Origin of the sequence: Nostoc sp. UCD121 (assembly GCF_014222285.1) — a bacterium.
In the GTDB taxonomy this organism is placed as follows: domain Bacteria; phylum Cyanobacteriota; class Cyanobacteriia; order Cyanobacteriales; family Nostocaceae; genus Nostoc.
Genome location: NZ_JACKZS010000228.1, coordinates 1 through 11,516, shown reverse-complemented (window position 1 = coordinate 11,516; position 11,516 = coordinate 1). Strand labels below are relative to the sequence as shown.

The 11,516-nt window shown below is 42.9% G+C and carries 7 protein-coding genes; all 7 read left to right on the top strand.

Features of this window, described 5'->3' with window-relative positions:
• The first annotated feature begins 179 nt into the window (after nucleotides 1-179).
• The 7 genes from glf to ubiG all read left to right on the top strand — a co-directional run bounded on the left by glf (nucleotide 180) and on the right by ubiG (nucleotide 11,487).
• On the top strand, nucleotides 180-2,615 hold the full coding sequence (glf, locus tag GNF10_RS30780) for a UDP-galactopyranose mutase (protein ID WP_185583585.1): 2,436 nt from the start codon (nucleotides 180-182) through the stop codon (nucleotides 2,613-2,615).
• A gap of 367 nt (nucleotides 2,616-2,982) precedes the next feature.
• The gene (locus GNF10_RS30775; RefSeq protein WP_185583587.1) at nucleotides 2,983-5,190 is read left to right on the top strand and encodes a family 1 glycosylhydrolase; all 2,208 of its coding nucleotides are present in this window, start codon (nucleotides 2,983-2,985) and stop codon (nucleotides 5,188-5,190) included.
• A gap of 125 nt (nucleotides 5,191-5,315) precedes the next feature.
• A complete protein-coding gene (gene galE / locus GNF10_RS30770) occupies nucleotides 5,316-6,302 on the top strand; it encodes a UDP-glucose 4-epimerase GalE (RefSeq protein WP_185583589.1) in 987 nt (328 codons plus the stop codon).
• Between the two features lie 118 nt (nucleotides 6,303-6,420).
• Nucleotides 6,421-7,377 carry a UV DNA damage repair endonuclease UvsE gene (gene uvsE, locus GNF10_RS30765; RefSeq protein WP_185581691.1) on the top strand — a complete coding sequence of 319 codons (957 nt, stop codon included), beginning with the start codon at nucleotides 6,421-6,423 and terminating at the stop codon, nucleotides 7,375-7,377.
• 258 nt (nucleotides 7,378-7,635) lie between these two features.
• Nucleotides 7,636-9,324, top strand: coding sequence for a GTPase HflX (hflX, locus tag GNF10_RS30760; RefSeq protein WP_185581690.1), 1,689 nt, complete (start codon nucleotides 7,636-7,638; stop codon nucleotides 9,322-9,324).
• A gap of 14 nt (nucleotides 9,325-9,338) precedes the next feature.
• The gene (locus GNF10_RS30755) at nucleotides 9,339-10,211 is read left to right on the top strand and encodes an isoaspartyl peptidase/L-asparaginase family protein (protein ID WP_185581689.1); all 873 of its coding nucleotides are present in this window, start codon (nucleotides 9,339-9,341) and stop codon (nucleotides 10,209-10,211) included.
• Between the two features lie 514 nt (nucleotides 10,212-10,725).
• Nucleotides 10,726-11,487 (top strand): bifunctional 2-polyprenyl-6-hydroxyphenol methylase/3-demethylubiquinol 3-O-methyltransferase UbiG, encoded by a 762-nt coding sequence (gene ubiG, locus GNF10_RS30750; RefSeq protein ID WP_185607334.1) that lies wholly within the window; start codon nucleotides 10,726-10,728, stop codon nucleotides 11,485-11,487.
• The last annotated feature ends 29 nt before the right edge of the window (nucleotides 11,488-11,516 follow it).

Here is an 11,516-nt window from a genome sequence, read left to right as displayed (position 1 = left end):
ATATAAAAGAGTACATTGTTATTAATGCAACCAAGTATTTATTATACCGATTCGATATTGAAAAGCAGCAAAATATCGTTGCAAGCTTTTGCATGAAAGTAAGCTTGGTGCTGCCTTACAAAGAAAAGGTATTAGCGTTTGGCTAGTTAGAATTAATAATTTAAATAATGAGACGAACTATGACAAGTGAAAAATCTCAAGTCAAAAACAACGGTGTCAGCAATGTTATTTCGCCGAAGCAGCGTAAAACGAAGCGATCGCAGTTAGCTGAAACCCAATCATCGAGTCCGTCACGGTTGAATTTAACTTCGTCTAACAAAAAAATTCAATCAACAGAAACCTTTAAAGACACACCTGATATAGTTTGCCTATCTCATTTGCGTTGGAATTTCGTTTATCAAAGACCGCAACATCTTCTTAGTCGCTGCGCCCAAGGAAAGCGAGTGTTCTTTATTGAGGAGCCAATTTTCTCTGAAGAACCCTTGGCAAGGTTAGATATAAACGAAGATTCTAATGGAGTAGTTGTGGTTGTGCCACACCTACCACAGGGTTTAAGTGAAGAAGCGAGAAACGCAGATTTACAAGTACTAATTAATAATTTATTTGCAGAGCATAATATCAACAAGTACATTTGTTGGTATTACACACCAATGGCGATCGCGTTTACCCGTCACTTGCAACCCCAAGCTGTGGTGTACGATTGCATGGATGAATTGTCTGCATTCCAGGGAGCATCACCTACTTTAAAGAATTATGAAGCCGAATTATTCAGCCGTGCAGACTTAGTATTTACAGGCGGACAAAGCCTTTACGAAAGTAAGGTGAACCAGCATCCCAACGTTTATGCCTTTCCTAGCAGTGTAGATGTCCCCCACTTTGGCCAGGCGAGAAATGTTCAAGAACCAGAAGATCAAGCTCATATTCCCCATCCTCGTCTTGGTTTCTTTGGCGTAATTGATGAACGGATGGATATTGAACTGCTTGCAGGTATTGCCGAAGCACGCCCCGACTGGCATTTAGTAATTATTGGGCCAGTTGTCAAAATCGATCCAGCAAATCTGCCACAGCATGAAAATATTCATTATCTCGGTGGCAGAGATTATAAACAGCTACCTGCTTATTTAGCAGGCTGGGATTTAGCAATGTTGCCGTTTGCGCGTAACGAGTCAACACGTTTTATTAGCCCGACCAAAACTCCAGAGTATCTTGCCGCAGGTAGACCTGTAGTATCTACCTCAATTCGAGATGTGGTTCGTCCTTACGGAGAGTCGAAGCTGGTACGAATTGCAGATACAGTTTCTGAGTTTGTTACCGCCGCAGAACAAGCAATGCAAGAAGACACCCCAGCCTCAGAATGGTTGAGTCGAGTAGATGTGTTTTTGGAGAAGATTTCTTGGGATCGCACTTGGGCATCAATGATGAAGCTGATTGACTCTGCCATTGCAGCCCGTGATGGTGAAGACAAAGCTAACTCCACAGGTGCAGCTGGTAAACAAGCACCAAATATCATTACCAGAGATTTTGTCTTCGATTACTTGGTTGTCGGCGCTGGTTTTTCTGGTAGCGTCATTGCAGAACGTTTGGCAACTCAAGGTAAAAAAGTGCTGGTTGTAGATAAGCGCAACCACATAGGCGGCAATGCCTACGATCATTATAACGATGATGGCATTCTTGTACACAAATACGGCCCCCACATCTTTCACACCAACTCCCGCGAAGTCTTTGAATACCTCTCACGCTTTACTCAGTGGCGGTCTTACGAACATCGTGTCCTTGCCAGTGTAGACGGGCAACTTGTCCCGATTCCGATCAACCTCGACACCATCAACAAGCTGTATGGCATGAATCTCAACTCATTTGAGGTGGAAGAGTTTTACAAATCCCTTGCTGAACCCGTAGAATCCATCCGCACTAGTGAAGATGTGGTGATAAGCAAAGTTGGTCGAGTACTGTATGAAAAGTTTTTCCGTAATTATACTCGTAAGCAATGGGGACTCGACCCATCGGAACTTGACAAATCAGTAATTGCCAGAATTCCCACACGGACTAATCGTGACGATCGCTATTTTACCGATACTTACCAGGCAATGCCACTGCACGGCTTTACCCGGATGTTCGACAATATGCTCAATCACCCGAACATCAAGGTAATGCTCAACACTGATTATCAAGAAATTCAAAAAGCGATACCTTGCCGCGAGATGGTTTACTCCGGGCCGGTTGACGAATACTTTGATTATCGCTACGGCAAACTACCCTATCGCTCCCTTGATTTCAAGCATGAAACGCACAACACGAGTGTGTTTCAATCAGCGCCAGTAATTAACTATCCCAATGAACAGCTTTATACTCGTGTAACCGAGTTTAAATACTTAACTGGTCAAGAACACTCGAAAACGAGTATTGTTTATGAGTTTCCCAAAGCTGAGGGAGACCCTTATTATCCTGTACCACGTTCTGAAAATCAGGAAATTTACAAGAAATATAAGGTGCTGGCTGATGAAACTCCAGGGATCTATTTTGTCGGACGATTAGCGACCTACAAGTACTACAACATGGATCAATGTGTTGCTCAGGCCTTGTCTGTATACAAACAAATTGCGGTTAAAGCTTAAATAATTCGTAATTCGTAATACTTCTCTGCGAGAGGCTGCGCCAACGGCTGCACTCAGCACAAGTTCGTAATTCGTAATTAGGACTGCTCTGTATTTAGTAGGGTGCATTATAGACATTGGGGCGTGTTTTCAAACTACTCGTGCCTCCTAATTTTTTAGATCCCCCTAAATCCCCCTTAAAAAGGGGGACTTTAAGAGATTCTTAGCCCTGCTTTTTAAGGGGGGTTGGGGGGATCTAAGACTTTGAAAACACGCCCTAGTCCTAACGCACCGAAAATCTAGGATGGTGCGTTAGCCTCTGGCATAACACACCCTACAAAACTCAAAAAGAACGCATCAAATAAAATATCAGCTTGAGTTGTAAATTATGACTTCTGCTTTCAACTCGTCACTCAACACTAACAAAGCACAACTTCCTCTAGAAGTTTGGGCTGGTGTCGAGTGTACGGTTAATCGTGTGGGTGAAGAGTATCTCGATCAATTAGAACGCAATGGTCATGCAACCCGTTTGGATGACCTGGATTTATTCGCTGAACTTGGCATACACGCCATCCGCTATCCAATACTTTGGGAGAGGATAGCGCCCAATGGTTTGGAGAATGCTGATTGGTCGTGGGCAGATGAACGGCTAGAACGCTTGCGCGAACTCGGCATCCGTCCGATTGTGGGATTAGTGCATCATGGCAGTGGGCCGCGTGATACCAGCTTAGTAGATCCAGAATTTCCTGAGAAACTAGCGGTGTTTGCTCGTGCGGTTGCAGAACGCTATCCTTGGGTTACACATTACACACCCATCAACGAACCACTGACAACAGCACGATTTAGTGGGATGTATGGTCACTGGTATCCTCACGGAAAGGACGATTTAACCTTCGCCCGTGCATTGTTGGGAGAGTGTAAAGCGATCGCTCTTTCGATGCAGGCAATCCGGGAAGTTAACCCCAATGCTCAACTCGTACAAACTGAGGATTTGGGTAAAACTCATAGTACGCCAAAGCTGGCTTATCAAGCCGAACTAGAAAACGAGCGTCGTTGGTTGAGTTTGGATTTATTGTGTGGCCGAATCAACCCAACTCATCCCATGTGGGGTTACTTGCGCGATTGTGGGATCAGCCAGTCTGAACTTGAAGAATTTTTGCAATATACCTGTCCGCCTGACATCATCGGCATTAACCATTACCTAACAAGCGAACGCTTTTTAGATGAAAACCTAGAAAACTATCCAGCTTGGACGCATGGTGGTAATGGTCGGGACAAGTATGCAGATGTAGAGGCAGTGCGAGTTTGTGCTGAGGGTTTGGCAGGGCCGCGAACATTGCTCAAAGAGACATGGGAACGTTATAAACTGCCCCTTGCTGTCACTGAAGTTCATTTGAGTTGCACCCGTGAGGAACAACTACGCTGGCTCAATGAAGTGTGGAATGCAGCGCAAGAATTAAGAAACCAAGGTGCAGATGTTCGTGCTGTGACTGCTTGGGCACTTCTCGGCAGCTACGATTGGAATAGTTTAGTAACTCACTCCGCAGGATACTACGAGTCAGGTGTGTTCGATTTGCGTTCATCACGTCCTAGACAAACAGCGATCGCTAGAATGGTGCGAGATTTAGCCACTGGACATAAACCCAATCATCCATTACTTGATACACCAGGATGGTGGCATCGAGAAGAGCGCCTATTATACCCAGCCGTCAGTTGTCGTGTATCTCCCCCATCTGTCCCGTTTTCTTCTCCCGCTTCCAATCGTCCCCTAGCGATCGTCGGAGCCACAGGAACGCTAGGCAAGGCTTTTGCTCGGTTGTGTGAAGTGCGAGGAATTTCATATTGCCTGCTGAGACGGCAAGATATGGATATTGCCAATTCTGCTTCCGTTAATAAAGTACTTGCCGAGTTGCAACCGTGGGCGGTTGTGAACGCTGCGGGATACGTGCGGGTGGACGATGCCGAACGCGAACCTGATATTTGTTTGAAGGTAAACGCTGAAGGGGCAGCGATTTTAGCTACTGCTTGCGCTCAACATAATGTGGCGCTGCTAACTTTTTCTTCAGATTTGGTATTCGATGGTACTGAGTCGAATCCTTATGTCGAAACTGATGCCGTTGCGCCCCTCAATATATATGGGTGCAGCAAAGTTTTGGCAGAAAAGCTAGTATTGCAGGCTCATCCGGCATCGCTAATGATTCGCACCAGCGCATTTTTTGGCCCGTGGGATGAATACAACTTTGTGACGATCGCCCTACGGCAATTAGCTGCTGGAGATACCTTTGTCGCAGCCGAAGATGCGATCGTTTCCCCTACTTATGTACCCGATCTTGTCCATACCAGCCTTGATTTATTGATTGATGGCGAGAACGGTTTGTGGCATTTGGCTAACAAAAGTGCGATCGCTTGGTCTGAATTGGCACGATTAGCGGCGAAAAAAGCAGGTGTAAGTGTCAGCAATCTGATTGCTCGTCCTACACAAGAACTTGGTTTAATTGCTCCCCGCCCAGCTTACAGCGTTCTTGGTAGCAATCGAGGTGAATTAATGCCACACCTTGACAGTGCAATTTCTCGTTACTTGGAAGAAAGAAGTTAGTAGTCTTACAATCTAATTTTAAGGGGAGCAGGGGGAAAATTCTTAACTCCTAACTCTTTACTCAGCACTGTTTTGCCCAATGCCCCATTCCCCATTCCCAATTCGCAATTTCCCATCGCAAAATTATGTCAACTATTTTAGTAACAGGAGGAGCCGGATACATTGGCTCCCATGCTGCATTAGCTCTGAAAAAAGCAGGTTATGAAGTAATTGTTTTAGATAATCTGTCAAATGGACATCGAGAACTTGTAGAAGAAGTTTTGCAGGTAAAATTGATTGTTGGAGATATGAGCGATCGCTCTCTTCTCGATGACATATTTTCAACTTACAATATAACTGCGGTTATGCATTTTGCTGCTTATATCGCAGTGGGTGAATCTGTTACCGATCCAGCCAAATATTACCAAAATAATGTTGCAGGCACTCTGACACTTTTAGAAGCAATGCTTGCTGCGTCAGTTAACAAATTTATCTTTTCTTCTACTTGCGCTCTTTATGGTGTACCAAAGTTTGTCCCTCTTACCGAAGACCATCCGCAAGATCCCATTAGTCCTTATGCTACTAGCAAGTGGATGGTAGAGCGGATATTATCAGATTTTGATGCAGCCTACAATTTTAAGTCTGTACGTTTTCGCTATTTTAATGCCGCAGGTGCTGACCCTAATGGGTTGTTGGGCGAAGACCACGAACCTGAAACTCATCTCATACCATTAGTACTGCTAACTGCTTTTGGTAAGCGCGAATCTATTTTGATATTCGGTACTGATTACCCTACCCCAGACGGGACTTGTATTCGGGATTATATTCATGTGACTGACTTAGCACAAGCCCATATTTTAGGTTTAGAATATCTGCTCAAAGGTGGAGAAAGTGAAGTATTTAATCTAGGAAATGGCAGTGGTTTTTCAGTCAGAGAAGTAATAGAAACAGCTAAAGAGATAACAGGCAAAGAAATTAAAATAGAAGAACGCGATCGCAGACCAGGCGACCCTCCTATTTTAGTTGGCAGCAGCGACAAAGCAACTAAAATATTGGGCTGGCATCCAGAGTATCCTAATCTGAACGAAATTATCGCCCATGCTTGGCAATGGCATCAACAACGACATAAGTAAAGACATTTTAAAACATCCTGTAAGGGTTAGAAATTCATTCTTTAAGTATTCTAAGCCAATGATAGAATTTGTTTAAATTAAAGAATGGCTTAAAACAAGTATCAGTTAGTATTAATTAATGAGCGTAATCGAGTTTCAAAATTTACCTAATGCACAGCAGTGCCAAAAAAGTACACAGCCCTCTTTAGGGCTAGTTTGCATCACCTCTGACAAACAAGTGCGCTTTCGGACAATGACGCGCACCAGATACTTAAAACTTTCCCTTAGCGATCGCAAAAGTGCCCTGAGTGAACTGTATTGCCATAACTTACAGCGCTTGCATGACGCTCTCTCCTTTTGTCAGCAGAATAAAATTCAGCTTTATCGGATGCCTTCTAATTTATTTCCCCTAAGTGACTTAGAAGACGAAATCGGCGCAAATATATTAGAGGCAATGAGCGCTGATTTAGCAGCAATTGGTCAACGAGCAAATGCATTGAACATCAGAATGGTGTTGCATCCAGATCAATATGTAGTGCTAAGTTCTGATTCTCCCGAAGTGGTACAAGCAAGTATCAATAATTTAGCAGGACATGCACATATATTTGACTTACTGGGTTTACCACGCTCGCCTTGGTCATTGATGAATATTCATGGTGGCAAATCTCAACGGACTGAACAACTAGTAAAAGTAATTTCCCAACTACCAGATAACATCAAAAGTCGCTTGACTCTAGAAAACGATGAATACGCCTATAGTGCTGATGAAATTTTAGCAGTATGTCAGCAAGCTAGCGTGCCGATGGTATTTGATGCCCATCACCATATTTGCCACGAAAATTTGGATAGCTACGATCATCCGAGTGTAGCATCCATGTTTTACGCAGCGCGAGAAACTTGGGCAAATCCAGATTGGCAATTAGTTCATATTTCCAATGGTGAGCAAGCTTTCAATGACAGAAAACACAGCGACTTGATTACTGATATGCCTAACGTCTACTACCAAGCACCGTGGATCGAAGTTGAAGCCAAACAAAAAGAAGAAGCGATCGCACTTTTGCGTTCTTGGTGGCTAATGAACAATAATTGTACGTAAATCAGAGACATCTAGTCTATGTTCTCTGCACCTCTGCTGTTGTGTCTACGTTAACCATAATGAAACTTGCACGTTTACAGTCTCATTCATGGTTAATTCCTCACTTAATTGGTCTCTAAACCATTTTATAGAAGCTTTATTTTGAGGTAATTATCTATAGCTAAGTTGCTTATTTCTCTTGGTAGATTAAATCAAAATTTAAAAAGACCAAAATGATAATATACAGAGCTGAAAACTAAACTGTAAATTATTAGTTTTATGCAAAAAGTTTATGGCAATGTTCAGGGCATCAAAGCTAGTCAGATTAAACGACTGCAAGAGCTTTATGAGCAAAATCAACCATCAGATAGATTTATTACGCCAGAATTTGCTCAAGCTATAGCTACAATCAGTCAACAAATTCATCACCCGATTTGTTGTTATCTCAATCGGCGTGGGCAAGTTATCCGAGTTGCTGTGGGAACACCCAGTCAAACTCAAATTCCACCTGAAGAGTTACCCCGCCGCAGTGCAGAACGTTTGAGCGGAATCCGTTGTGTTGCTACTCAAGTTAAATCAGAACCACCTGATGAAGCCGCTTTGATTGCAATGATGCGTCAGCGCTTAGATGCTCTTGTCATGTTAACCGCAATTGATGGCGAAGTAAAAGAAGCTTTTCTAACTTACCTTTTCCCTGATTCAGAAAGTCCTTGGGTAATTTCACCTCCTCTAAGTTTGGATGACTTAACCGAACAAGAATTTGATGAACTAGTTCACGAATGGGAGAGAGAAATTGTTGACGCAGGGGATGGAATATTCTTATCTCAAGAAATAGTCTCTGGCCAAGACAGGGTGTTGCTGGTAGGAGTGCAGACAGAAGATATTTCTGTTCAGCGATTTGAAGATGGACTTGCAGAACTAGTGCGTTTGGTCGAAAGCGCTGGAGGAATTGTACTTGATACAATGCGGCAAAAACGCGATCGCGCTCATCCTCAAACAGTGGTCGGTAAGGGAAAAATTGAAGAAATCACGCTTTTAGCTCACAAACTAAGAGCTAATGTGATTGTTTTTGACCGAGATATTTCTGCATCACAAGCGCGCAACTTAGAACAAGAGATTGGCATTCGAGTTGTAGACCGTACAGAAGTAATTCTGGATATTTTTGCTCAACGCGCTCGGACTCAAGAGGGTAAATTACAAGTAGAGTTGGCGCAACTCGAATATATGTTACCTCGGTTGCGCGGTCGCGGTCAGGAAATGTCTCGATTAGGTGCAGGGATTGGTACGCGAGGGCCTGGTGAAACAAAACTAGAGACGGAACGGCGAACAATTCAACGCCGAATAAACCAGTTACAGCAGGAAGTAAACGATTTACAAGCACATCGCGCCCGTATTAGACAACAACGACAACAGCAAGAAATTCCGGTTTTGGCTTTAGTTGGTTACACCAATGCTGGTAAATCGACTTTGTTGAATGTGTTAACCAATGCGGAGGTTTTCACCGCAGACCAACTATTTGCTACCCTCGACCCAACAACCCGCAAGGTGGTAATTACACAACCCGAAACACATGAACGTCGCTCGATTTTGCTCACAGATACTGTAGGGTTTATTCACGAACTCCCGCCACCACTTATGGATGCGTTTCGCGCCACATTGGAGGAAGTCGTTGAGGCTGATGCCATGATTCATGTCGTGGATTTGTCCCATCCAGCTTGGGAAAGTCATATTGCAAGTGTGCTGGAAATACTCGAAGAAATGCCTGAGATTCCCGAAAAAAGTTTGATTGCTTTTAACAAGGTTGACAAGGTGGATAGCGAAACCTGGGCTAGGGTTCAACAAGATTATCCCGAAGCTGTGTTTATATCTGCAACCCAGCACTTGGGTTTAGAGGCTTTAAAAGTGCGATCGCTGCAACTAATTGACGAACCTGTTAAAGCGATTGCAGTCCCACAAAATTCATACTAACTAGAAGGAATTATATGATACCAACCATTATTGTTCACGGTGGAGCAAAAACCATCACAGACGACAAAGTTGCAGCCAACAATGCAGGCTGCACAGCAGCAGCAGAAGCTGGTTGGGCAGTGCTAATCAGTGGAGGTACTGCCGCAGAAGCTGTGGAAGCAGCTACCCGTGTTTTGGAAGCTGACCCAACATTTAACGCTGGCCTTGGTGCAACTCTCAACAGCGACGGAGAGGTGGAGTTAGACGCGGCGATTATGGAAGGCTCTTTAAGTTGGGGAGCGATCGCAGCAGTTCAAGGTATACGTCATCCAATCTCGGTTGCCCGAAAAATTATGGATGAAAAACCCAGGCTGCTAGTAGCGAGGGGTGGAGAACGCTTCGCCATAGATTGTGGTGCCGAAATGTGTAAAAAAGAAGACCTAGTAGCTGAGGAACAATGGCAGCAGTGGAAGGAAGATCAAGAAGTTATTGATCGCCCCAATACCATAGGTTGTGTAGCTTTGGATGCTAGCGGTGTTTTAGCTGCTGCCACTTCAACTGGCGGGACTACAAAGCAGCAACAAGGTCGCGTCGGTGACACTGCGATTGTTGGCTGTGGCTTATACGCTGATAATAAAATCGGCGGTTGCTCAACAACAGGTGATGGCGAGTCGATTATCCCGGTGGTTTTGGCTAAAACTGCGATCGATTTTTTGACTGGAGATCGGCATCCAGATGAAGCCGCACAGATGGCAATTGACGCTTTGGTTTCTAAGGTTAAAGGTGAAGCCGGGTGCATCCTCATAGACCGTCAAGGACGTGTTGGCTGGGCGTATAACTCATCACACATGGCTTGTGCTTATATGACCACAGGACAAGACAAGGTGGCTGCTTTTACCAAGAAATAACTCATATCAATTCGTAATGGATTATGCCCCGCTACGCTAAGGAAATACGTAATTAATGGAACCAAATTAAATCTGAGCTTTCAAGCCTGAATATATAGCTTAATACACTTGAGTTAAGCAACAGCAAAACCCAACAAAGCTTTGATAATGTTGGGTTCCGTAAATGCCACTTGCTACCTTGCGAGAACACTAAGAGCGTAGCTTGCTTCCCCGTAAGTCGGGAAACCCGCAAGGGCGCAGTGGCTCTCCAATCTGCGCCAGTTTTAGTTTTCAGCCTTAACGAACCGTATAGCTAGATCGTAAAGACTTAATCATTCTGTCGGCTTTAGAGAAGGCTAAATACGGAAAAATATACACCGAAATTAATGCGATCGTTACTGCTTAAGCATATTAAGCAGAAATTACAATTGCTCCCTTAAACAGCGCCAACGCTGATATCTGGCGTTATCAAGTAAATTGACTTTTTTGCCAATTTTTAAAGGATTTAACTTCGTTTTATACAGTAAAGGTAAAAATGAAAAGAAATAACTTAGAGTACTACGATTTGAATGCAGATAAATGGTGGAAGGAAGACGAAACGTTATATCTTTCTAACCATCTTAACAATTCAAGATTCAAGTTCTTTTCTAATTTTGTGCCAGATTGGAAAGGATTGAAAGTTTTAGATATTGGCTGTGGGGGAGGATTAGCTTGTGAATTTGTAGCGAATCTGAATGCTGATATATCTGGAATAGATTTATCTTTCAATTCAATTAAAATAGCCCAAGAACATGCTAGAAAAAGTAATTTAAAAATTGATTATCAAAGAGCATTAGCTGAAAAGCTCCCTTACGAAGAAAATAGTTTTGATGTTGTTTTATGCTTTGACGTATTAGAGCATGTTGAGGATTGGAAAAAAGTTATTTCCGAAGCTTGTAGAGTTTTAAAAGAAGATGGATTATTTTTGTTTGACACAATTAATAGAAATTTTAAGTCTAAATTTATAATGATTTGGCTTTTAGAAGATACCCTAAAGCATATACCGCCTGGACTTCATGACTGGAATAAGTTTATTAAACCACAAGAAATGATAGAAGCAATGAGAAATAATGGCTTTGCAGATTTTGAAATCAAGGGATTTGATTTGACGGGTGGTAGTAGTTTTAAAACATTGAGAACTATCCTACTTAAGGGCTTAAATAATCAAATAAAAGGTGAAAAAGCAGAATTATTTGAGATAGAAATTAACAATGATACTTCTGTCTGCTACATTGGTAAAGCTGTGAAAACAAGCTAATAAATATTATTTTTGAGATTATTATAAAA

Coding starts and splice junctions, on each gene's coding strand:
- glf (WP_185583585.1), top strand. CDS start 180: ATGACAAGTGAAAAATCTCAAGTCAAAAACAACGGTGTCAGCAATGTT.
- GNF10_RS30775 (WP_185583587.1), top strand. CDS start 2,983: ATGACTTCTGCTTTCAACTCGTCACTCAACACTAACAAAGCACAACTT.
- galE (WP_185583589.1), top strand. CDS start 5,316: ATGTCAACTATTTTAGTAACAGGAGGAGCCGGATACATTGGCTCCCAT.
- uvsE (WP_185581691.1), top strand. CDS start 6,421: ATGAGCGTAATCGAGTTTCAAAATTTACCTAATGCACAGCAGTGCCAA.
- hflX (WP_185581690.1), top strand. CDS start 7,636: ATGCAAAAAGTTTATGGCAATGTTCAGGGCATCAAAGCTAGTCAGATT.
- GNF10_RS30755 (WP_185581689.1), top strand. CDS start 9,339: ATGATACCAACCATTATTGTTCACGGTGGAGCAAAAACCATCACAGAC.
- ubiG (WP_185607334.1), top strand. CDS start 10,726: ATGAAAAGAAATAACTTAGAGTACTACGATTTGAATGCAGATAAATGG.